At 62.7% G+C, this 22,507-nt stretch carries 22 protein-coding genes; 9 read left to right on the top strand and 13 right to left on the bottom strand.

Translation table 11 applies throughout. The annotated features are described in order from the left end of the window. Window positions 1-23: 23 nt before the first annotated feature. From hflD to ACMGGG_RS07515, 4 genes are all read right to left on the bottom strand, one after another. Window positions 24-650, bottom strand: a complete 627-nt coding sequence (gene hflD, locus ACMGGG_RS07500) for a high frequency lysogenization protein HflD (protein WP_054892339.1) — start codon at window positions 648-650, stop codon at window positions 24-26. Further along, window positions 647-1,771: a tRNA 2-thiouridine(34) synthase MnmA gene (gene mnmA / locus ACMGGG_RS07505; protein ID WP_112897938.1), complete on the bottom strand. Its 1,125-nt coding sequence runs from the start codon at window positions 1,769-1,771 to the stop codon at window positions 647-649. Before mnmA ends, hflD begins: the two co-directional genes overlap by 4 nt. A gap of 58 nt (window positions 1,772-1,829) precedes the next feature. Continuing rightward, complete coding sequence (locus ACMGGG_RS07510; protein ID WP_112897939.1) at window positions 1,830-2,270, bottom strand: NUDIX hydrolase; 441 nt, start codon at window positions 2,268-2,270, stop codon at window positions 1,830-1,832. A gap of 128 nt (window positions 2,271-2,398) precedes the next feature. After that, window positions 2,399-4,624 carry an NADP-dependent isocitrate dehydrogenase gene (locus tag ACMGGG_RS07515; protein ID WP_414155148.1) on the bottom strand — a complete coding sequence of 742 codons (2,226 nt, stop codon included), beginning with the start codon at window positions 4,622-4,624 and terminating at the stop codon, window positions 2,399-2,401. A 430-nt stretch (window positions 4,625-5,054) separates the two neighbouring features. Here ACMGGG_RS07515 and icd point away from each other — a divergent pair, with 430 nt between their 5' ends. Then, window positions 5,055-6,311, top strand: a complete 1,257-nt coding sequence (icd, locus tag ACMGGG_RS07520; protein WP_054892335.1) for an NADP-dependent isocitrate dehydrogenase — start codon at window positions 5,055-5,057, stop codon at window positions 6,309-6,311. 73 nt (window positions 6,312-6,384) lie between these two features. Here the strand turns inward: icd and cspD are convergent, their stop codons facing one another. Further along, a complete protein-coding gene (gene cspD / locus ACMGGG_RS07525; protein WP_063544259.1) occupies window positions 6,385-6,633 on the bottom strand; it encodes a cold shock domain-containing protein CspD in 249 nt (82 codons plus the stop codon). A gap of 228 nt (window positions 6,634-6,861) precedes the next feature. Between cspD and clpS the strand changes: the two genes are divergently transcribed. Together clpS and clpA are read left to right on the top strand one after the other, a co-directional pair. Then, complete coding sequence (gene clpS, locus ACMGGG_RS07530; RefSeq protein WP_054892333.1) at window positions 6,862-7,224, top strand: ATP-dependent Clp protease adapter ClpS; 363 nt, start codon at window positions 6,862-6,864, stop codon at window positions 7,222-7,224. 30 nt (window positions 7,225-7,254) lie between these two features. Further along, complete coding sequence (clpA, locus tag ACMGGG_RS07535) at window positions 7,255-9,525, top strand: ATP-dependent Clp protease ATP-binding subunit ClpA (RefSeq protein WP_414155149.1); 2,271 nt, start codon at window positions 7,255-7,257, stop codon at window positions 9,523-9,525. Window positions 9,526-9,646: 121 nt separating this feature from the next. On the opposite strand, the gene infA is transcribed toward clpA, so the two are convergent. From infA to aat, 3 genes are all read right to left on the bottom strand, one after another. Then, window positions 9,647-9,865: a translation initiation factor IF-1 gene (infA, locus tag ACMGGG_RS07540; protein ID WP_002553999.1), complete on the bottom strand. Its 219-nt coding sequence runs from the start codon at window positions 9,863-9,865 to the stop codon at window positions 9,647-9,649. 103 nt (window positions 9,866-9,968) lie between these two features. Beyond that, window positions 9,969-10,676 carry an arginyltransferase gene (locus ACMGGG_RS07545; RefSeq protein ID WP_054892331.1) on the bottom strand — a complete coding sequence of 236 codons (708 nt, stop codon included), beginning with the start codon at window positions 10,674-10,676 and terminating at the stop codon, window positions 9,969-9,971. A gap of 55 nt (window positions 10,677-10,731) precedes the next feature. Further along, the gene (gene aat, locus ACMGGG_RS07550) at window positions 10,732-11,412 is read right to left on the bottom strand and encodes a leucyl/phenylalanyl-tRNA--protein transferase (protein ID WP_153773013.1); all 681 of its coding nucleotides are present in this window, start codon (window positions 11,410-11,412) and stop codon (window positions 10,732-10,734) included. Window positions 11,413-11,819: 407 nt separating this feature from the next. On the opposite strand from aat, the gene ftsK reads away from it, so the two are divergent. From ftsK to cysG, 6 genes are all read left to right on the top strand, one after another. Beyond that, window positions 11,820-14,237 carry a DNA translocase FtsK gene (gene ftsK, locus ACMGGG_RS07555; RefSeq protein WP_323453984.1) on the top strand — a complete coding sequence of 806 codons (2,418 nt, stop codon included), beginning with the start codon at window positions 11,820-11,822 and terminating at the stop codon, window positions 14,235-14,237. A 62-nt stretch (window positions 14,238-14,299) separates the two neighbouring features. Then, a complete protein-coding gene (gene lolA / locus ACMGGG_RS07560; protein WP_054892328.1) occupies window positions 14,300-14,923 on the top strand; it encodes an outer membrane lipoprotein chaperone LolA in 624 nt (207 codons plus the stop codon). An 11-nt stretch (window positions 14,924-14,934) separates the two neighbouring features. Beyond that, window positions 14,935-16,260 carry a replication-associated recombination protein A gene (locus ACMGGG_RS07565; RefSeq protein ID WP_054892327.1) on the top strand — a complete coding sequence of 442 codons (1,326 nt, stop codon included), beginning with the start codon at window positions 14,935-14,937 and terminating at the stop codon, window positions 16,258-16,260. Next, window positions 16,257-16,631, top strand: coding sequence for a fluoride efflux transporter CrcB (crcB, locus tag ACMGGG_RS07570; protein ID WP_054892326.1), 375 nt, complete (start codon window positions 16,257-16,259; stop codon window positions 16,629-16,631). The genes ACMGGG_RS07565 and crcB overlap by 4 nt, the downstream gene beginning before the upstream one ends. Window positions 16,632-16,661: 30 nt before the next feature. After that, entirely contained in the window at window positions 16,662-17,942 is a 1,281-nt protein-coding gene (serS, locus tag ACMGGG_RS07575) for a serine--tRNA ligase (protein ID WP_054892325.1), read from the top strand. Continuing rightward, the gene (gene cysG, locus ACMGGG_RS07580) at window positions 17,943-19,334 is read left to right on the top strand and encodes a siroheme synthase CysG (RefSeq protein ID WP_112897944.1); all 1,392 of its coding nucleotides are present in this window, start codon (window positions 17,943-17,945) and stop codon (window positions 19,332-19,334) included. A 119-nt stretch (window positions 19,335-19,453) separates the two neighbouring features. Here the strand turns inward: cysG and ACMGGG_RS07585 are convergent, their stop codons facing one another. The 5 genes from ACMGGG_RS07585 to tusC all read right to left on the bottom strand — a co-directional run bounded on the left by ACMGGG_RS07585 (window position 19,454) and on the right by tusC (window position 22,506). Then, complete coding sequence (locus tag ACMGGG_RS07585; protein WP_414155150.1) at window positions 19,454-20,413, bottom strand: glutathione S-transferase family protein; 960 nt, start codon at window positions 20,411-20,413, stop codon at window positions 19,454-19,456. Between the two features lie 98 nt (window positions 20,414-20,511). After that, window positions 20,512-21,510 carry a glycosyl transferase family protein gene (locus tag ACMGGG_RS07590; protein WP_414155151.1) on the bottom strand — a complete coding sequence of 333 codons (999 nt, stop codon included), beginning with the start codon at window positions 21,508-21,510 and terminating at the stop codon, window positions 20,512-20,514. 8 nt (window positions 21,511-21,518) lie between these two features. Beyond that, complete coding sequence (locus ACMGGG_RS07595; RefSeq protein ID WP_054892321.1) at window positions 21,519-21,854, bottom strand: TusE/DsrC/DsvC family sulfur relay protein; 336 nt, start codon at window positions 21,852-21,854, stop codon at window positions 21,519-21,521. Continuing rightward, window positions 21,851-22,147 carry a sulfurtransferase complex subunit TusB gene (tusB, locus tag ACMGGG_RS07600; RefSeq protein ID WP_414155152.1) on the bottom strand — a complete coding sequence of 99 codons (297 nt, stop codon included), beginning with the start codon at window positions 22,145-22,147 and terminating at the stop codon, window positions 21,851-21,853. The genes ACMGGG_RS07595 and tusB overlap by 4 nt, the downstream gene beginning before the upstream one ends. Beyond that, on the bottom strand, window positions 22,147-22,506 hold the full coding sequence (gene tusC, locus ACMGGG_RS07605) for a sulfurtransferase complex subunit TusC (RefSeq protein ID WP_063544273.1): 360 nt from the start codon (window positions 22,504-22,506) through the stop codon (window positions 22,147-22,149). The genes tusB and tusC overlap by 1 nt, the downstream gene beginning before the upstream one ends. Window position 22,507 lies beyond the last annotated feature (1 nt).

Here is a 22,507-nt window from a genome sequence, read left to right on the forward strand (position 1 = left end):
GCGGGTGAACCCGCTCCCACAGGTCAGGAAGGCGCGCGCATCATGTCGTACAGTTCATTGAGCAACTTGCGTCGGCTGAACACCAACTGCCAGCGATGCCCGCCCAGCTGGCGCCACAGGCGTGCGGCGCGGATGCCCGCCAGCAGCAGGGCGCGGATCTTCGAGGCGTTGCTGGCCTGCTGCAGGAAGCGCATGTCGCCGTGCACCTGGATGCGCTGACGCAGGGTGCTCAGGGTGTCCTGGTACAAGGCTCCGCTGGAAGCGATGACGTTTTCGTGAACCAGGCCGAAATGATCGGCTTGCGACTGGATCTGCGGCAGGCGATTGCCGATGGTGTCGAGCAGGTCGCCACGCTTGGCCAGTTGACGCTCAAGGCCCAGCATCGAAAGGGCGTAGCGCAGCGGCTCGCGTTGCAAGCTGCTGGGGTCGCGCTCCAGGGCGCCGACCAGTGCGCGGTAGCCGTCACGCAGGTTCAGGTCGTCGCCGCCGAACACTTCCAGGGTGCTGTTCGGGTCGCGTACCAGCAGGCTGCCGAGCATGCAGCCGATATTGGCTTCGCTGGCCTGCCCGGTGCGGGCGATGCGATCGACCAGCACTGCGGCCTGGAACACGCCGCCAAGGGCGATCAGTTGCTCCTGCAGATTGCTCATGCGCGTGGGCTCCAAGGCTCGGCGCTCTCGATCACGCCGCCGCCCAGGCATACCTCGCCGTCATAGAACACCACCGATTGACCCGGCGTCACGGCGCGTTGCGGTTCGTCGAACACCGCGCGGTAGCCGTTCGCGGTGCGTTCCAGGGTGCAGTGCTGGTCGCTCTGGCGGTAGCGCACCTTGGCGGTGAGTCGACGTGGGCTGCTCAGGTCGAGCGGGTTGACCCAGAAGATGTCCGAGGCGAGCAGGGCGCGGGAGAACAGCCACGGGTGTTCGTTGCCCTGGCCCACCACCAGCACATTGCGCGCCAGGTCTTTTTCCAGCACGTACCAGGGCTCGTCGCCGGCGTCTTTCAGGCCACCAATGCCCAGGCCCTGGCGCTGGCCGATGGTGTGGTACATCAGGCCATGGTGCTGGCCGATCACTTCGCCGTCGGTGGTCTGGATCTCGCCAGGCTGTGCGGGCAGGTACTGCTTGAGGAAGTCGCTGAAGCGACGCTCGCCGATGAAGCAGATGCCGGTGGAGTCTTTTTTCTTCGCCGTGGCCAGGCCGTGTTTCTCGGCGATGGCACGTACTTCGGGCTTTTCCAGCTCGCCAACGGGGAACAGGGTGCGGGCGATTTCCGCGCCGCCCACGGCATGCAGGAAGTAGCTCTGGTCCTTGTTCGGGTCCAGGCCCTTGAGCAGTTCGGTCAGCTCGCCAATATCGCGCCGGCGCACGTAGTGGCCGGTGGCAATCAGGTCGGCACCCAGCGACAGGGCGTAGTCAAGGAAGGCCTTGAACTTGATTTCGCGGTTGCAGAGGATGTCTGGGTTGGGTGTGCGGCCGGCCTTGTACTCTTCGAGGAAGTGCTCGAACACGTTGTCCCAGTATTCGGCGGCGAAGTTGGCGGTGTGCAGCTTGATGCCGATGCGATCGCACACGGCCTGGGCGTCGGCGAGGTCTTCGCGGGCGGTGCAGTACTCGGTGCCGTCATCCTCCTCCCAGTTTTTCATGAACAGACCTTCCACCTGGTAGCCCTGCTCCATGAGCAGAAGGGCGGAGACGGAAGAGTCCACGCCGCCGGACATGCCGACGATGACGCGGGTCCTGGAGGGGTCTTTGGGTGTAGGGCTGGTCATGGCTACCGATGTGTATCAGGGGGAAAAATTCCGATTCTATCAGGACGGCGCATCCGCGTCAGTCGCGCAGCAGCGAGAGGCTGTGCAGCGGGCCTGCGAGGTAGTCGTCGAGGCAGCGTGGCACCAACTCGCTGCGCCAGCGCTCCGGTTCTGCGAGCAACTGTTCGCGGGTCAGCCACACGGCGCGGACGATGTCGCTGTCCAGGGCGCGCTCGGGGTGGTGGCGCAGCGGACGGGCGGCGAAGCAGATGCGCTGGTAGGTCACGCCGTTGCTCGGCGCGGTGTAGAGGTAGATGCCGACCACGCCGGTCAATTCGACCTCCCAGGCGGTTTCCTCGAGGGTTTCACGCAGGGCGGCCTGGGGCAAAGTTTCGTTGGCTTCCAGGTGGCCGGCGGGTTGGTTGTAGACGTGCTTGCCAGCCTTGAACTCTTCGACGAAGAGGAATTTGCCCTCGTGTTCGACGATGGTGGCGACGGTGATGTGAGGTTGCCAGGTCATGAACAGCTCCATAAGGGCTGGTACGGACCCTGTAGGAGCGGGTTCGCGTAGGCCGCTAGACATCTTTTATCCAGAAAGCACAAACCCCGGTGCGTGGCCGGGGTCTGTGCTGTTACTTCAAGCGAACCTTACAGGGCGGCGATGGCGCTGTTCAGGGTCTGGCTTGGACGCATCACCTTGGCGGTCAGCTCGGCATCAGGCGCGTAGTAGCCACCGATGTCGGCCGGCTTGCCCTGGACGGCGTTGAGCTCGGCGACGATGGTCGCTTCGTTCTCGGTCAGGGTCTTGGCCAGTGGGGCGAAGCGTGCCTGCAGGGCAGCGTCGTCGCTCTGGGCAGCCAGGGCCTGGGCCCAGTACAGGGTCAGGTAGAAGTGGCTGCCGCGGTTGTCGATACCGCCGACCTTGCGCGAAGGCGACTTGTTGGTGTCGAGGAACTTGCCGGTGGCCTGGTCCAGGGTATTGGCCAGCACTTTGGCACGCGGGTTGTCGTAGGTGTTGCCCAGATGCTCAAGGGAGGCAGCCAGGGCCAGGAATTCACCCAGCGAATCCCAACGCAGGAAGTTCTCTTCGACCAGCTGCTGCACGTGCTTGGGTGCCGAACCGCCGGCGCCGGTCTCGAACAGGCCGCCACCGTTCATCAGCGGCACGATCGACAGCATCTTGGCGCTGGTGCCCAGTTCCATGATCGGGAACAGGTCGGTCAGGTAGTCGCGCAGCACGTTGCCGGTCACCGAGATGGTGTCCTTGCCTTCGCGGATGCGAGCCAGGGAGAACTTGATGGCGTCGACCGGTGCCAGGACGCGGATGTCCAGGCCAGTGGTGTCGTGATCCTTCAGGTACTTCTGTACCTTCTCGATCATCACGCCGTCGTGGGCACGAGCCGGGTCCAGCCAGAACACCGCCGGGGTGTTGCTCAGGCGGGCGCGGTTGACAGCCAGTTTCACCCAATCCTGGATCGGTGCGTCCTTGGTCTGGCACATGCGGAAGATGTCGCCGGCTTCGACGTTCTGCTCCAGAACGACGTTGCCCTTGCCATCGACCACGCGCACGACGCCGTCGGTCTTGATCTGGAAGGTCTTGTCGTGGGAACCGTACTCTTCGGCTTTCTGCGCCATCAGGCCAACGTTCGGTACGCTGCCCATGGTGGTCGGATCGAAGGCGCCGTTTTTCTTGCAGTCTTCGATGGTGGCCTGGTAGATGCCGGCGTAGCAGCGGTCCGGAATGATCGCCTTGGCGTCTTGCAGCTCGCCTGCGGCGTTCCACATCTTGCCCGAGTCGCGGATCATCGCTGGCATCGAAGCGTCGACGATGACGTCGCTCGGTACGTGCAGGTTGGTGATGCCCTTGTCGGAGTTGACCATGGCCAGGGCCGGGCGAACGGTGTACAGGGCCTGGATGTCGGCTTCGATCTCGGCCTGCTTGTCGGCTGGCAGGTCCTTGATGCGGGCGTACAGGTCGCCGATGCCGTTGTTGGCGTTGAAGCCTACTTCAGCCAGGGCGGCCGCGTGCTTGGCCAGGACTTCGCCGTAGAACTCCTCGACGATGACGCCGAACATGATCGGGTCGGAGACCTTCATCATGGTGGCTTTCAGGTGCACCGAGAGCAGTACGCCAGAAGCCTTGGCATCGGCGATCTGCTCGGCGATGAAGGCTTTCAGGGCCTTGCGGCTCAGGGTGGCGCAGTCGATGACTTCGGCGGCCTTGACGGCGGTTTTCTCTTTCAGGACGGTGGTGGAACCGTCCTTGCCGACCAGTTCGATGCGCAGGCTGTCGTCAGCCTCGATCAGCGCGGCTTTCTCGCTGCCGTAGAAGTCGCCCTGGGTCATGTGGGCAACGTGCGACTTGGAGTCGGCGGCCCAGGCACCCATCTTGTGCGGGTGCTTGCGGGCGTAGTTCTTGACCGACAGCGGTGCACGACGGTCGGAGTTGCCTTCGCGCAGTACCGGGTTCACGGCGCTGCCCTTGATGCGGTCGTAGCGCGCGCGGGACTCTTTCTCTTCGGCGCTGGCCGGCTCGTCGGCGTAGTCGGGGATGTTGAAGCCCTTGGCCTGAAGTTCCTTGATCGCCGCCTTCAGCTGTGGAACCGAAGCGGAGATGTTCGGCAGCTTGATGATGTTGGCTTCAGGGGTGGTGGCCAGCTGGCCCAGTTCCGCCAGGTGATCGCCTACCTGCTTCTCTGCGCCCAGTTGTTCCGGGAACGCCGCGAGGATACGGCCAGCCAGGGAAATGTCGCGGGTTTCGACGGCGATGTCAGCCGAAGCGGTGAAGGCTTCGATGATCGGCAGCAGCGAGTAGGTGGCGAGGGCGGGGGCTTCGTCGGTGAAGGTGTAGATGATCTTGGAACGGGTGGGCATGCGGGTTAACTCTCTATGTGCTGAGCGTACTCGAGTCTCGAGGTGCGCAGGGTAGGCGCTTCGCCCTGGCGACGCCATGAGCGGATGGTCGAGAGGCTGCGAGCGGTGATGGTGGATGCATCAGTCGAGCGTCAAATGCTGGGATGCGGTAACAGCCCAGGCTTTCTGGCCTTTCCTGGCCGAGGGCGAGCCGCATTTTCCAAGGGTTCGCCCCGATGACCCTGCGGTCAGGGCCGGAGTATATCAAACCCTTTGGCCTAATCAGCAAGGCGAAGTGATATCGACGCCTTTATAAGACCAAAGATGTACGGGCAATGTGGCGTGATGCCGCAGGGCGCCGGGGCTGTCCGGCTTGCAGGTCGGCGGATGTGGTTTAGGCTCATTGGATCGCATGATGTCCAACCACACCCGACAGCGGAGTAGTGCAAGCATGGGATACCAGAAAATCAAGGTTCCGACGGATGGCGCCAAGATCACCGTCAATGCAGACCATTCGCTCAACGTTCCCGACAACCCGATCATCCCCTACATCGAGGGCGATGGCATTGGTGTCGATGTCTCTCCGGTCATGATCAAGGTGGTGGATGCCGCCGTGCAGAAGGCCTATGGCGGCAAGCGCAAGATTGCCTGGATGGAGGTGTACGCCGGCGAGAAGGCCACGCAGGTCTATGACCAGGATACCTGGCTGCCCCAGGAGACCCTCGATGCGGTGCGCGACTACGTGGTGTCGATCAAGGGCCCGCTCACCACGCCGGTGGGGGGCGGTATCCGCTCGCTGAACGTCGCCCTGCGCCAGCAGCTGGACCTGTACGTCTGCCTGCGCCCGGTATTGTGGTTCCAGGGCGTGCCCAGCCCGGTGAAGAAGCCTGGTGATGTCGACATGGTGATCTTCCGCGAGAACTCCGAGGATATCTACGCCGGTATCGAGTGGAAGGCTGGCTCGCCCGAGGCGAACAAGGTGATCAAGTTCCTGAAGGAGGAAATGGGCGTCACAAAGATCCGGTTCGACCAGGACTGCGGCATCGGGGTCAAGCCGGTCTCGCGCGAGGGCACCAAGCGCCTGGTGCGCAAGGCTCTGCAGTACGTGGTGGACAACGATCGCGAGTCGCTGACCCTGGTGCACAAGGGCAACATCATGAAATTCACCGAGGGTGCTTTCAAGGATTGGGGTTACGAAGTGGCGAAAGACGAATTCGGCGCCGAGCTGCTCGATGGCGGCCCGTGGATGAAGTTTCGCAATCCGAAATCGGGCCGCGAAGTCATCGTCAAGGACGCCATTGCCGACGCCATGCTCCAGCAGATCCTGCTGCGTCCGGCCGAGTATGACGTGATTGCCACGCTCAACCTCAATGGTGACTACCTGTCCGACGCGCTGGCGGCGGAGGTGGGCGGTATCGGTATTGCGCCGGGTGCCAACCTTTCCGATACCGTGGCCATGTTCGAGGCGACCCATGGCACTGCGCCCAAGTATGCCGGGCAGGACAAGGTCAATCCGGGGTCGGTGATCCTGTCTGCCGAAATGATGTTGCGGCACATGGGCTGGACCGAAGCGGCCGACCTGATCATCAAAGGTACCAACGGCGCGATTGCCGCCAAGACCGTGACCTACGACTTCGAGCGCCTGATGGACGGCGCCAGGCTGGTGAGCAGCTCGGGCTTCGGCGATGAGATGATCAAGCACATGTGAGGTAACAAAAAAACCGGCCGTCTCTTCATATTAAAGAGGCGGCCGGTTTTTTCGTATAGGACAGGAGTTGGAGTCAGGCCTCGGCAGCCGTGTTCGCCTGCGAGGTGCCTACCGTGGTGCTGGGGCTGGAGATATTGACCGCGTGCAGTCCCTTGGGGCCTTGGACGATGTCGAAGGAGACTGTCTGGCCGGCCTTCAATGTCTTGTAGCCGTCCATCTGGATCGCCGAATAGTGGGCGAACAGGTCGTCTGTCTTGCCCTCTTCGTTGATGAACCCATAGCCCTTGGCATTGTTGAACCACTTGACTTTACCGCTTGCCATCCCTATGTCCCTCTGCAAAGGACTCCATCACTGGAGTATCATCCACTTCATCCGCATACGAACCGTGCGAAAAATCTGGTTGACTGCGCGGATCTTTATAGACCACGGTGGGTTCTTATTGGTTGTAACACCGTTTTGCCGATAGTCAAGGTCATGCGGCGGCCGCTCCTGCGGTGACTGCGCGGTCAATCCATTACCCTAACCTGTCGATATGATGAAATTCTTTCCATGCATGCACTCAGGCAGATTCGACTAACATTCAATCAGGATCATCCGAAGTCCGATGAGGACGACGGTGCAGGTCTGGCAGTGCAGGAAGCCAAGCCGATCCTGCAGGCGCCACCGATGTACAAGGTGGTTTTGTTCAATGATGACTACACGCCGATGGATTTCGTCGTCGAAGTGCTCGAGACGTTCTTCAGTCTGAACCGCGAGCTGGCGACCAAGATCATGCTGACCGTCCATACCGAGGGGCGGGCAGTGTGCGGATTGTTTACCCGCGACATCGCCGAGACCAAGGCCATGCAGGTCAATCAATACGCAAGAGAAAGCCAGCATCCGCTACTCTGTGAAATCGAGAAGGACGGTTAATCGCCGACCACTTGGGTATGAGGTGAAGCTATGTTAAACCGCGAGCTCGAAGTCACCCTCAATCTGGCCTTCAAGGAGGCCCGTTCGAAGCGTCATGAATTCATGACCGTCGAACACCTGTTGCTGGCACTCCTTGACAATGAGGCCGCCGCGACCGTTCTGCGCGCCTGTGGCGCCAATCTCGACAAGCTCAAGCATGACCTGCAGGAGTTCATCGATTCGACCACGCCACTGATTCCCGTCCACGACGAGGACCGCGAAACCCAGCCTACGCTTGGTTTCCAGCGTGTGCTGCAGCGCGCCGTTTTCCACGTGCAAAGCTCCGGCAAGCGTGAAGTGACCGGTGCCAATGTGCTGGTAGCGATCTTCAGCGAACAGGAAAGCCAGGCCGTGTTCCTGCTCAAGCAGCAGAGCGTGGCGCGCATCGATGTGGTCAACTACATCGCCCATGGCATCTCCAAGGTGCCGGGGCACGGTCCGCATGCTGACAGCGATCAGGAAATGCAGGATGAGGAGGGAGGCGAGGCGTCCTCGTCCAGCAACCCGCTGGACGCCTATGCCAGCAACCTCAATGAGCTGGCGCGTGCCGGTCGTATCGATCCGCTGGTGGGGCGTGAGCAGGAGGTCGAGCGCGTCGCGCAGATCCTGGCCCGCCGCCGCAAGAACAACCCGCTGCTGGTCGGGGAGGCGGGCGTCGGCAAGACTGCCATCGCCGAAGGCCTGGCCAAGCGCATCGTCGATGGCCAGGTGCCGGACCTGTTGGCGCAGAGCGTGGTCTACTCGCTCGACCTGGGTGCACTGCTGGCCGGCACCAAATACCGCGGCGATTTTGAGAAGCGCTTCAAGGCGCTGCTGGGTGAGCTGCGCAAGCGTCCGCAGGCAATCCTGTTCATCGACGAGATTCACACCATCATTGGTGCCGGTGCGGCATCCGGTGGGGTCATGGATGCGTCCAACCTGCTCAAGCCGTTGCTGTCCTCCGGCGATATCCGCTGCATCGGTTCGACTACCTTCCAGGAATTCCGTGGCATCTTCGAGAAGGACCGTGCCCTGGCGCGGCGTTTCCAGAAGGTCGATGTCAGCGAGCCGTCAGTGGAAGATACCGTTGGTATCCTGCGTGGCCTGAAGGGGCGTTTCGAAAGCCACCACAACATCGAGTACAGCGATGAGGCGCTGCGCGCGGCTGCAGAACTGGCTGCTCGCTACATCAATGACCGCCACATGCCGGACAAGGCCATCGACGTGATCGATGAAGCGGGTGCATACCAGCGCCTGCAGCCGGAAGCCAGCCGGGTCAAGCGCATCGAGGTGCCGCAGGTCGAGGACATCGTCGCCAAGATCGCGCGGATTCCGCCGAAGCACGTCACCAGTTCCGACAAGGAGCTGCTGCGTAACCTGGAGCGTGACCTCAAGCTGACCGTGTTCGGTCAGGATGCGGCGATCGACTCGCTGTCCACCGCCATCAAGCTGTCGCGTGCAGGCCTGAAGGCGCCGGACAAGCCGGTCGGTTCGTTCCTGTTCTCAGGCCCGACCGGTGTCGGCAAGACCGAGGCTGCACGTCAGCTGGCCAAGGCGCTTGGGGTGGAGCTGGTGCGCTTCGACATGTCCGAGTACATGGAGCGGCATACCGTGTCGCGCCTGATCGGTGCGCCGCCCGGCTATGTCGGTTTCGACCAGGGCGGTCTGCTGACCGAGGCGATCACCAAGCAACCGCACTGTGTCCTGCTGCTCGATGAGATCGAGAAGGCCCATCCTGAAGTCTTCAACCTGCTGCTGCAGGTGATGGACCACGGGACGCTGACCGATAACAACGGGCGCAAGGCCGACTTCCGCAACGTGATCCTGATCATGACCACCAACGCGGGTGCCGAAACCGCGGCGCGTGCCTCGATCGGCTTCACCCAGCAGGATCACACGTCCGATGCCATGGAAGTCATCCGCAAGAGCTTCACGCCGGAGTTCCGCAACCGCCTGGACACCATCATCCAGTTCGGCCGCCTGAGTCACGAGACGATCAAGAGTATCGTCGACAAGTTCCTCATCGAACTGCAGGCCCAGCTGGAAGACAAGCGCGTGTTGCTGGAGGTCAGCGACGAGGCGCGCGGCTGGCTGGCAGTCAAGGGCTACGACGTACAGATGGGCGCACGGCCGATGGCACGGCTCATCCAGGACAAGATCAAGCGGCCGCTGGCCGAGGAGATCCTGTTCGGCGAGCTGTCCGAGCACGGTGGCGTGGTGCATGTCGAGTTGCGTGACGGTGAGCTGGTCTTCGATTTCGAGACCACGGCCGAGGTTGCGTAACAGCGGTGTCGCGCTGTGCCTGTGGGAGCGGCTTGGGTCGCGATCACAGGCACGGCCGGTCTACATTCAAGCAGATACAAAAAAGCCCGGCACATAGGCCGGGCTTTTTCATGGCTGGAGCTTAGCGGGCGCGGTAGGTGATGCGGCCCTTGCTCAGGTCGTATGGCGTCAGTTCGACGCGGACCTTGTCGCCAGTGAGAATACGGATGTAGTTCTTGCGCATCTTGCCGGAGATGTGCGCGGTAACGACGTGCCCGTTTTCCAACTCCACGCGGAACATGGTGTTGGGCAGGGTGTCGACGACAGTGCCTTCCATTTCGAAGCTGTCTTCTTTCGACATGCAGTAAAGCCCTCGGTATCCAGTGATGGCCCGACGCACGACTGCACCGGGCAAAAAAAGTGGCGTGGATTATGCCCGAAAACTGTGTTTCAAGCCAATGCTTTCAGTTGAGGCTGACCCAGCGCTGGTTGATCAGCAGTTCGATGGGGCGATACTGGGTCTTGTAGTTCATCTTCTTGCAGTTCTTGATCCAGTAACCCAGGTAGACAGCCTCGAGATTCTGCCGCAGCGCTTCGGTGATCTGCCAGAGAATGGCAAAGCGCCCCAGGCTGCGACGTTCTTCATCGGGCTCGTAGAAGGTGTAGACCGCCGAAAGGCCGTTGGGCAGCAGGTCGCACACGGCGATCGCCAGCAGGCGGCCTTCGAGGCGGAACTCGTAGAACCAGCAGAATGGCAGGTCGCGTACCAGGAAGGTGGAGAACTGGTCGCGGCTGGGCGGATACATGTCGCCGTCCGAATGGCGCTGTTCGATGTAGCGTCGATACAGGTCGAAGTACTCTTCCTTGAAGGCTGGGCGCGCAGCGGTGACGGTGACGTCAGCGTTGCGTTTGAGGATGCGCCGCTGCTGGCGGTTGGGGATGAAGCGTGCCGCGGGGATGCGTGCCGGCACGCAGGCATTGCAATTCTGGCAGTGCGGGCGATAGAGATGATCGCCGCTGCGACGAAAACCCATTTCAGAGAGGTCGGCGTACACATGGACGTCCATCGGCTGGCTGGGGTCCAGGAACAGCGTGGTCGCCTGCTCCTCCGGCAGATAGCTGCAGGAGTGAGGTTGAGTGGCATAGAACTTCAACCGCGCCAACTCTGTCATGATCGACCCCTCGGCAAGACGTTGTCTTAAGTGTATGCCAGCAATGGGAACTCGCCTAGCGAACCCAGGTTGCCTTGCTGGGCTGGTCGAGGTGGCGCGCGAGATAACGGGCGAACTCGGCGCGGCTGATGGCGCGAGCACCGAGGCTGTGCAAATGATTGGTCGGCATCTGGCAGTCGATCAGGGCAAAGCCGGCCTGGCGCAGGTGCTCGACCAGGGTCGCGAAGCCCACCTTCGAAGCGTTGTCGGCACGGCTGAACATGGACTCTCCGAAGAACAGCTGGCCCATGGCCAAGCCATACAGGCCGCCGACCAGCTCGCCATCCTGGCGGACCTCCACCGAATGGGCGATGCCGCGTCGATGCAGTTCACAGTACGCGGCCTGCATGCTGTCGGTGATCCAGGTGCCGTCGGCGTAGTCGCGCGGTGCGGCGCAAGCGGCGATGACCCGTTCGAAGTCGCTGTCGAAGCTGACCTGGTAGCGACCCTGGCGCAGGAGCTTGGCCAGTGAGCGCGAAACGTGCAACTCGTCCGGGAAGAGTACGGTGCGCGGGTCCGGTGACCACCAGAGGATGGGTTGGCCGTCCTGGTACCAGGGAAAGCAGCCATGACGATAGGCCTGGATCAGGCGCTCCGGCGTCAGGTCGCCACCGGCGGCGAGCAGGCCGTTGGGCTCGTTCAGGGCTTTTTCCAGGGGCGGGAAGGTCAGCGAGTCGCGGGTCAGCCAGGTGAGCATGGTCTTTCGGCGGTAGGGGAGGGGAGAGGGCAGCATGGCGGCTGAAAGAAACGTGGTCAACGTCTGGCCTTGTGCTGCCCGAGGGGCTGCCAGCGAATGGGATTGGTTCCTGCCCGCCATTGGTGGTTTTGGCACAGCGTATACGGCGCTTTCCTACGCATTAATGAGCCATCCGGCACCAACCCGGACATTTGCTGTCATACCTGTGCAAAAATACAGCATAAGCCTTTGTCACAGAACAAAATGCATGCTCAAATTGCACCCATGGAAATCGGCCCTCCGTTCATGCGCCATGCGGCGTGCCGCCATGGCGGCAGGCGGGCAGTAATGATAAAAGTAGTGGTTCGTCGGCCAGTCATCGGCTCGATCACTATTTAACGCGCAGCGAGCGCAGGAATAGACGCGTTTTGAAGAAATCCACCGCAACCCCGACCCCTTTGCCCGTGCCATTGTGGCGCCAGCAGTTGCATTATCGCCTCAAGGAAGGCGCGCTGATCGCCGTCGGTGCCCTGTGCCTGTACCTGTGGATGGCGCTGCTGACCTACGACACGTCCGATCCGAGCTTCAGCCACACCAGCAACGTCGACCAGGTGCAGAATGCTGCCGGGCGCGCCGGAGCCTTCTTCGCCGACATCCTGTTCATGGTGCTCGGCTATTTCGCCTACATTTTCCCGTTGCTGCTGGCAATCAAGACCTGGCAGATCTTCCGCGAGCGCCATCAGCCCTGGCAATGGAGCGGCTGGCTATTCTCCTGGCGCTTGATCGGCCTGGTGTTCCTGGTGCTGTCGGGCGCGGCGCTGGCGCATATCCATTTCCACCCCACTGCGAGCATGCCGTTCTCCGCAGGCGGTGCCCTGGGTGAAAGCCTGGGTGACCTGGCGCGCAACCTGCTGAACGTGCAGGGCAGCACGCTGATGTTCATCGCCCTGTTCCTGTTCGGCCTGACCGTGTTCACCGATCTGTCCTGGTTCAAGGTGATGGATGTCACCGGCAAGATCACCCTCGATCTGTTCGAACTGGTGCAGGGCGCAGCCACTCGCTGGTGGGAGGCGCGCAACGAGCGCAAGCGCCTGGTGGCGCAACTGCGCGAGGTAGATGACCAGGTCGATGAGGTGGTTGCTCCTGTGGTCGCGGACAAACGCGAGCAGATCAAGGCCCGCGAGCGCATCATCGAGCGCGACGAGGCACTCACCAAGCACGTGGCCCAGCGCGAGCAACAGCCGGCCCCGGTGATCAACATCCCCGCGCCGCCGCCCAAAGCCCCCGAACCGAGCAAGCGGGTGATGAAGGAGAAGCAGGCGCCGTTGTTCGTCGACAGCGCCGTCGAAGGCACGCTGCCGTCGATCTCCATTCTCGACCCGGCCGAGCAGAAGAAGATCGAGTATTCGCCCGAGTCGCTGGCTGGCGTCGGTCACCTGCTGGAAATCAAGCTGAAGGAGTTCGGTGTCGAGGTGTCGGTGGACTCCATCCATCCGGGCCCGGTGATTACCCGTTACGAAATCCAGCCGGCTGCAGGTGTCAAGGTCAGCCGCATCGCCAACCTGGCGAAGGACCTGGCGCGTTCGCTGGCAGTGACCAGCGTGCGGGTGGTCGAGGTGATCCCCGGCAAGACTACCGTGGGTATCGAAATCCCCAACGAGAACCGTCAGATGGTGCGCTTCTCCGAAGTGCTGTCGACCCCGCAGTACGACGAGCAGAAGTCGCCGGTCACCCTCGCGCTGGGTCATGACATCGGCGGCAAGCCAGTGATCACCGACCTTGCCAAGATGCCGCACCTGCTGGTGGCCGGTACCACCGGTTCCGGTAAATCGGTGGGTGTGAACGCGATGATCCTTTCGATCCTGTTCAAGTCCGGCCCTGAAGATGCGCGGCTGATCATGATCGACCCGAAGATGCTCGAACTGTCGATCTACGAAGGCATTCCGCACCTGCTGTGCCCGGTGGTCACCGACATGAAGGACGCCGCCAACGCCCTGCGCTGGAGCGTCGCCGAGATGGAGCGCCGCTACAAGCTGATGGCTGCCATGGGCGTGCGTAACCTGGCGGGCTTCAACCGCAAGATCAAGGACGCCCAGGAAGCGGGTGAGGTCATCCACGATCCGCTGTACCGTCGCGAGAGCATGGAAGACGAGCCGCCGACGCTCAAGACCCTGCCGACCATCGTGGTGGTTGTCGATGAATTCGCCGACATGATGATGATCGTCGGCAAGAAGGTCGAAGAGCTGATCGCGCGGATCGCCCAGAAGGCGCGGGCGGCCGGTATCCACCTGATCCTCGCCACCCAGCGTCCGTCGGTCGATGTCATCACCGGCCTGATCAAGGCCAACATCCCGACCCGCATGGCGTTCCAGGTGTCGAGCAAGATCGACTCGCGGACCATCATCGACCAGGGCGGTGCCGAGCAGCTGCTCGGTCATGGTGACATGCTCTACATGCCGCCGGGTACCAGTCTACCGATCCGTGTTCATGGTGCCTTCGTGTCCGACGATGAAGTGCATCGCGTGGTCGAGGCGTGGAAGCTGCGTGGCGCACCGGACTACAACGACGACATCCTCAACGGTGTCGAAGAGGCCGGCAGCGGCTTCGAAGGTGGCGGCGGTGGTGGCGATGGTGACGATGCGGAAACCGACGCCCTGTACGACGAAGCGGTGCAGTTCGTACTCGAGAGCCGCCGGGCGTCGATCTCCGCGGTACAGCGCAAGCTCAAGATCGGCTACAACCGTGCCGCGCGGATGATCGAGGCGATGGAGATGGCCGGCGTAGTCACCCCGATGAACAGCAACGGCTCGCGGGAAGTGATTGCCCCGGGTGGCCCGCGCGATTGATGATCACTTTGCCGGGCGCCAACGACGGCGTTCGGCCTATTCACTGCTCAATGAGGATTCCCATGCGCGCGATTCGCATGCTGTTGGTTTCTGCCCTGACCCTGGGCTCGGTTACGGCTCATGCCGGTGAGCAAGACGTACAGCGCCTGACCCAATTGCTGGAAAAGTCCCAGACCATCGAGGCCAACTTCTCCCAGCTGACCCTGGATGCCAGCGGCACCAGCTTGCAGGAAACGACCGGCAAGATGACGGTCAAGCGTCCGGGGCTGTTCTACTGGCACACCGATGCTCCGCAGGAGCAGGTGGTGGTGTCCGATGGGCAAAAAGTCACCCTGTGGGACCCGGACCTGGAACAGGCCACGGTCAAGAAGCTTGACGTGCGTTTGAGCCAGACCCCGGCGCTGCTGCTGTCCGGCGATGTCTCCAAAATCAGCCAGAGCTTCGACATCGCGTCGAAGGAGCAGGGCGAGGTCATGGACTTCACCCTCAAGCCCAAGACCAAGGACACGCTGTTCGACTCCCTGCGCATCTCGTTCCGCAAAGGGCTGATCAATGACATGCAACTGATCGACAGCGTCGGTCAGCGCACCAACATCCTGTTCAACGGGGTCAAGGCCAACCAGGCTGTCCCGGCGAGCACGTTCCAGTTCAAGATCCCGGAAGGCGCCGACGTCATCCAGGAGTAACGCGAGGCATCATGGACCTGTTTCGAAGCGAACCCGTTGCCCAGCCCCTGGCTGCTCGCCTGCGTCCGTCCAACCTGGACGAGTACGTGGGCCAGGAGCACCTGCTGGCGCGCGGCAAGCCGCTGCGTGAAGCGCTGGAGCAGGGTGCGCTGCACTCGATGATCTTCTGGGGGCCGCCGGGGGTTGGCAAAACGACGCTGGCCCGGCTGCTTGCGCAGTTTTGCGATGCACATTTCGAGACGGTCTCGGCGGTGCTGGCGGGGGTCAAGGAAATCCGCCAGGCCGTCGAGGTGGCCAAGCAGCAGGCCGGCCAGTATGGTCGGCGTACCATCCTGTTCGTCGATGAAGTGCACCGCTTCAACAAGTCCCAGCAGGATGCCTTTCTACCCTACGTCGAAGACGGCACCTTGCTGTTCATCGGCGCCACCACCGAAAACCCTTCGTTCGAACTGAACAACGCCTTGCTGTCGCGGGCCCGGGTCTATGTGCTCAAAAGCCTGGACGAAGCGGCCCTGCGCAAGTTGGTCAACCGTGCGCTGACCGAAGAACGTGGGCTGGGCAAGCGCAACCTGCGGGTCGGCGATGAGGCGTTCAAAATGCTCATGGCTGCCGCCGATGGTGATGGTCGACGCATGCTCAACTTCCTCGAGAACGCTTCCGACCTTGCCGAGGATGGCAGCGAAATCGACGTGCAGATGCTGCAAAGCCTGCTTGGCGACAGCCGCCGCCGCTTCGACAAGGGTGGCGAGGCGTTCTATGACCAGATATCAGCGCTGCACAAGTCGGTGCGCGGCTCCAATCCTGACGGTGCGCTGTACTGGTTCGCGCGCATGCTCGATGGCGGTTGCGATCCCTTGTACATCGCCCGTCGCGTGGTGCGCATGGCCAGCGAGGACATCGGTAACGCCGACCCCCGTGCACTGAGCCTGTGCCTGGCAGCCTGGGATGTCCAGGAGCGCCTGGGCAGCCCCGAGGGCGAGCTGGCGGTGGCCCAGGCCATCACCTACCTTGCCTGCGCACCCAAGAGCAACGCCGTCTACATGGGCTTCAAGACCGCCTTGCGCGAGGCTGCCGAGCATGGCTCGCTCGAAGTGCCACTGCACTTGCGCAACGCACCGACCAAGCTGATGAAGCAACTGGGCTATGGCGATGAGTACCGCTACGCCCACGACGAGCCGGATGCCTACGCAGCTGGCGAAGATTACTTCCCCGACGAGCTCGAGCCACGCCCCTATTACCAGCCAGTGCCACGTGGCCTGGAATTGAAGATTGGCGAGAAACTGCGCCACCTTGCCGAACTGGACCGCAACAGCCCCCGTCAACGGAGAAAAACGTGATTGCCCTGATTGCTTCGGTGAGCGCCGCAGGTATTGCTGGCACCTTGCTTCGCTTTGCGGCGGGCAACTGGGTCAATGCCCACTGGCCACGGCACTTCTATCTCGCTACGCTTGCGGTCAATCTGGTGGGCTGCCTGATCATTGGTGTGCTGTACGGCCTGTTTCTCAACAAGCCCGGCGTGCCGATCGAGGTACGTGCGGGGCTGATCGTCGGCTTCGTCGGCGGGTTGACCACCTTTTCATCCTTTTCACTGGATACCGTGCGCCTGCTCGAAAGCGGACAGGCGCCCCTGGCCTTCGGCTATGCCGCCGCCAGCGTGCTGGGCGGGCTGCTCGCCACCTGGGCTGGCCTGGCCCTGACCCGAATCTGAACCAACACCTAAACACAACGAGAGAACGATATGCTCGATTCCAAACTGTTACGCGGCCAACTTCAGGAAGTGGCGGAACGCCTGGCCTCCCGTGGCTTCAGCCTGGATGTCGCGCGCATCGAATCACTGGAAGAGCGCCGCAAGTCGGTGCAGACCCGCACCGAGCAGCTGCAGGCCGAGCGTAATGCCCGTTCCAAGTCCATCGGCCAGGCCAAGGCCAAGGGCGAAGACATCGCCCCGCTGATGGCGGACGTCGAGCGCATGGCCAACGAGCTGGCGGCCGGCAAGACGGAGCTGGACGAGATCCAGGCCGAGCTCGACGGTATCCTGCTGACCATCCCCAACCTGCCGGATGCCAGCGTGCCGGTCGGCGCCAGCGAAGAAGATAATGTCGAAGTGCGCCGCTGGGGCACGCCGCAGGCCTTCGACTTCGAGATCAAGGACCACGTTGCCCTGGGTGAAGTCAGCGGTGGCCTGGACTTCGAGGCCGCGGCCAAGCTGTCCGGCGCGCGCTTTGCCGTGCTGCGTGGGCCGATCGCCCGCCTGCATCGCGCGCTGGCGCAGTTCATGATCAACCTGCACACCGGCGAGCACGGCTACGAGGAGCACTACACCCCGTACCTGGTACAGGCCCCGGCCCTGCAGGGCACCGGTCAGTTGCCGAAGTTCGAGGAAGACCTGTTCAAGATCACCCGCGAAGGCGAGGCCGACTTCTACCTGATCCCGACCGCCGAAGTGTCGCTGACCAACCTGGTGGCGGGCGAGATCCTCGACGCCAAGCAACTGCCGCTGAAACTGGTCGCCCACACCCCGTGCTTCCGCAGCGAAGCCGGCGCATCGGGCCGTGACACTCGCGGCATGATCCGCCAGCACCAGTTCGACAAGGTCGAGATGGTCCAGGTGGTGGAGCCGTCCAAGTCGATGGAAGCCCTGGAAGGCCTGACCGCCAACGCCGAGCGCGTGCTGCAGTTGCTGGAACTCCCATACCGCGTGCTGGCCCTGTGCACCGGCGACATGGGCTTCGGCGCAGTGAAGACCTACGACCTGGAAGTGTGGGTGCCGAGCCAGGGCAAGTTCCGCGAAATCAGCTCCTGCTCCAACTGCGGCGACTTCCAGGCCCGCCGCATGCAGGCGCGCTGGCGCAATCCGGAAACCGGCAAGCCGGAGCTGGTGCACACGCTCAACGGCTCGGGCCTGGCCGTGGGCCGTACGCTGGTTGCGGTGCTGGAGAACTACCAGCAGGCCGATGGTTCGATTCGCGTACCTGAGGTGCTCAAGCCTTACATGGGCGGCGTCGAGGTTATCCGCTAAATGAAGTACCTGCCGCTGTTCCATAAGCTGCAGGGCGGCCGGGTTCTGGTCGTCGGCGGCGGTGAGATCGCCCTGCGCAAGGCGCGCCTGCTGGCGGATGCCGGGGGTGTGCTACGGGTGGTCGCGCCGGAAGTCGACGGCCAGTTGGCCGCACTGGCCAGGGAAGGCAGCGGAGAGGTGCTGGTGCGTGGCTATCAGGTCGCTGACCTGGAGGGGTGCCGTCTGGTGATCGCTGCCACCGATGACCCGGCGCTCAACGCGCAGGTGTCGGAAGACGCACAAGCGCGCAGCCTGCCGGTCAACGTGGTGGATGCACCGGCCCTGTGCACGGTGATCTTCCCTGCCATCGTCGATCGCTCGCCCTTGGTGGTGGCGGTATCCAGTGGCGGCGATGCGCCCGTGCTGGCACGCTTGATCCGGGCCAAGCTCGAGGCCTGGATTCCGTCCACCTATGGCGAGCTGGCTGGCCTGGCCGCGCGTTTTCGTGACAAGGTCAAGTCGCTGTACCCGGACGTCAACCAGCGGCGCGGCTTCTGGGAGACAGTGTTCCAGGGGCCGATCGCCGAGCGCCAGTTGGCCGGGCAGGGCGCCGAAGCCGAGCGCCTGTTGCAGGCCATGGTCGATGGCGTGCCAGTGCAGCAGGGCGGTGAGGTCTATCTGGTCGGTGCCGGCCCTGGTGATCCTGATCTGTTGACCTTCCGTGCCTTGCGCCTGATGCAGCAGGCTGACGTGGTGCTTTACGACCGTCTGGTGGCTCCGGCCATCATCGAGATGTGCCGGCGCGATGCCGAGCGCATCTATGTCGGCAAGCGTCGCGCTGACCATGCCGTGCCCCAGGACCAGATCAACCGCCTGTTGGTCGATCTGGCCCGCCAAGGGAAGCGTGTGTTGCGCCTGAAGGGCGGCGATCCGTTCATCTTCGGCCGTGGCGGCGAGGAGATCGAGGAACTGGCCGATGAGGGCATCCCCTTCCAGGTGGTGCCGGGTATCACGGCGGCCAGCGGCTGTTCGGCCTACGGCGGTATTCCGCTGACTCACCGCGACTACGCCCAGTCGGTGCGCTTCGTCACGGGTCACCTCAAGGACGGCACCAGCAACCTGCCCTGGAATGACCTGGTGGCGCCAGCCCAGACCCTGGTGTTCTACATGGGCCTGGTTGGCTTGCCGACCATCTGCGCCGAGTTGATCCGTCATGGTCGTGCGGCAAGCACGCCGGCAGCGCTGGTGCAGCAGGGCACTACCCGCAATCAGCGCGTGTTCACCGGGACCCTGGCAGACCTGCCGGACCTGGTCGCCCGGCATGAAGTGCATGCGCCGACCCTGGTGATCGTTGGGGAAGTGGTACAGTTGCGTGACAAGCTGGCCTGGTTCGAAGGGGCGCAGAACAGCTGATCACTGGCACCACTTTGTGATCCATTCGCGGGCAAGCCCGCTCCCACAGGTACGGCGCCGCTTTAAACCTGTGGGAGCGGGCTTGCCCGCGAATGGGCTGCGAAGCAGCCCCAGCGACGTCAACCCTGCCATATTCCCATGCCCGCCAACCGCTCACGGTCATGGGGCAGCGTGAAGTCCTGCAAGGGCCCCTTGGGCACGATGCCGTTCGGGTTGATGGTCTTGTGGCTCATGTAGTAGTGCTTCTGGATATGCTCCATATTCACCGTCTGCGCCACCCCCGGCCACTGATAAAGCTCGCGCAGCCAGTTGGAGAGGTTCGGGTAGTCCGCCAGTCGTCGCAGGTTGCACTTGAAGTGCCCGTGGTACACCGCATCGAAGCGTACCAACGTGGTGAACAGCCTTACATCCGCCTCGGTCAGGTATTCGCCGGCCAGGTAGCGCTGGGTGTCGAGCAGTGCCTCCAGGTGATCCAGCTCATTGAACACCTCATCGAACGCTGCCTCGTACGCCTCCTGGGTGGTGGCGAAGCCTGCGCGATAAACGCCGTTGTTCACCGCCGGGTAAATGCGTTCGTTGAGCGCATCGATAGTCGCGCGCAGTGGTTCGGGATAGAGGTCCAGACGGTTGCCGGTCAACTCATCGAACGCGCTGTTGAAGATGCGGATGATTTCCGCTGATTCGTTGTTGACGATGCGCTTCTCTTGCTTGTCCCACAGCACCGGTACCGTCACCCGGCCAGTGTAGTGCGGATCATCCAAGGTATAGCGTTGATGCAGGTACTGGAGGGCGTCGAGATGATCGCCCGTCGAGCCTTGTGCGGTGTCGAAGGTCCAACCATGCTCGCCCATCAGCCAGCTCACCACAGATACGTCGATCAGTGGCTCCAGGCCCTTGAGTGCGCGGACGATCAGGGTGCGGTGCGCCCATGGGCAGGCCAGCGAAACATACAGGTGGTAACGGCCTGCTTCGGCCGCAGGTAGCGCATTTCGGCGCTGGGCGTTTTCGCGGCGGAAGGCGCCATCCTTGCTGTTCTGGTACCACTGGTCATGCCAGCGGCCGTCGATCAAAAGGCCCATGTGGAGCTCCAATTACCAAGTCGTTTGTCGTTGGAGCTCAGTCTAGGGCATACCGTTCGAATAAATAGCGCAAATATCGCCAGTCATTGATCGAGTGATTAGATGTTTCGGTTTGACCAGAACGTGCGCGCGGTGCAGAACGCCAGTTCGCGATCCTGGCCCAGACCGCGCAGTGCCAGGGCCATGGTCGCGACTACTGCCAGCTCGCCATAGCTGTCCTGCGCCGCGCCGCGCCATACCGCCAACAGATGCTCAGGCTCAAGCGTTGCCGGCTTGACGTGGCGTTGTGCGCTCAGCGCGGGCCATTCTTCGTCCCAGGCCTCGCTGCCGGTAGTGCCGTACAAGTGACTGACGACATCGGGGTTCACCTCGATCTCGCCGCCATCACCTTTGATCACCAGGGCGTGATCGCCGAGCAGGCGGCTGGCTTCGCGGTGCACGGCCTGGTAGCCGGGGTGGAAGATGCTTTGCAGGCCGCAGCGGGCGCCGAGCGGGTTGAGCATGCGGGCCAGGGAGTGGATCGGCGAGCGCAGGCCCAAGGTGTTGCGCAGGTCGATCATCCGCTGCAACTGCGGCGCCCAGTCCTGAAACGGGAAGAAGGCCAGTTGCTGCTGATCCAGGCTGCTGGCGACCGCTTGCCAGTCACGGCAGAGGGGGATATCCAACAGGGTGAGCAACTGTTCGGTGTACAGGCGCCCGGCCGTGTGGGCGCCGCCGCCATGCATGAGAATGCGCACGCCGTTGCCAGCCAGGCACTTGGCGGCCAGCAGGTACCAGGGCAGGTGGCGCTTCTTGCCGGCATAGCTTGGCCAGTCGATATCCACGGCGATCGATGGTGCTTGCAGGTGGCTGCGCAGGGCTTCGGTGAAACCAGCCAGCTCCTCGGCACTTTCCTCCTTGTGCCGCAGCAGCATCAGGAAGGCGCCCAGTTGGGTGTCTTCGACTTTCCCTTCGAGCAGCAGTGTCATCGCCGCGCGCGCTTCCTCGCGGGTCAAGCCCCGTGCCCCTCGCTTGCCCTTGCCAAGAATGCGCACGAATTCGGCGAAGGGGTGTTCGGCCGGGGTTTCCAGGGTCAGGGGGCTTGGGCTGTCGGTCATTGGCTCGGTCATATGCAGTTGGTCGGCTTGGGCAGGCCCGCCAGCTTGGCGGCCAGTTTGGCGGGGGTGCCGTTGAACAGACGATTCAGGTGCGGGCTGTTGCCCTTGTCCGGGCCCAGCTTCAGGGCGGTGTACTTGATCAGCGGACGAGTCGCTGGCGAAAGTTGATATTCGTCGTAGAACTGACGCAGCAGTTCGAGGACTTCCCAGTGGTCCGGGGTCAAGGCGATCGCTTCACGGGCGGCCAGGGCTTGGGCGACCTCGTGGGACCAGTCCTGCAAGTCGACCAGGAAGCCGTCCTTGTCCAGGGCGATCGAGCGATCGCCGACAGTCAGGTTGCTCATAGCCAGGTGTTGACCTTGTCGTAGTGCAGCGAGAGCTCGACGAAGGCGGGATAGTCCACGGCCTTTGCCAACTCGCTGGGGATTGCGCGGGCCTGTAGGTCTTCTTCGAGGGCGAACAGGCGTTGCTCCAGGCCAGCAGCCTGCAACACCCGGTAAGGTTCGCTGCCAGGCTTGAGGGCGTAGGTTGCATCGCCGCACAGCAGCAGCGCGTCCTGGGTATCCAGCAAACGCAGGCAACTGGCCAGACGGTCGTCGCCGAAGGGCGAATGGCTGATTACATGCAGGGTCGTCATCAGAGGGTCACCACCTGGTCGAAACGGGCGATCAGTGCGCGCAGCGCTGCATCGTCGAGAACCTGCACCGGCAGTTCCAGCGTGCTGCTGTCCAGCCCGCGTTGCTGGAGGCTATGCGCGCAGGCGAACAGTTCCTCGACCCCGAACATCGGGAGCGCCTGCAGGTTGGCGGCAAGGTTCTTCTGCTGCAGCAGCACCGGTTGCTGGTCGTTGGCGAGCTGAAAGACACCGTCGTCGAGAAACAGCATGCCCAGCGGCAGGTCGAAGGCGCCACCGGCAAGCGCGATATCCAGCGCTTCGCGGGCGGATGGCCCATTCCAAGGCGCCTGACGGCTGATGATCAACAAGGATCTGGCCATT

Source organism: Pseudomonas sp. BNK-44-b, assembly GCF_047456245.1.
In the GTDB taxonomy this organism is placed as follows: Bacteria; Pseudomonadota; Gammaproteobacteria; order Pseudomonadales; family Pseudomonadaceae; genus Aquipseudomonas; species Aquipseudomonas machongensis.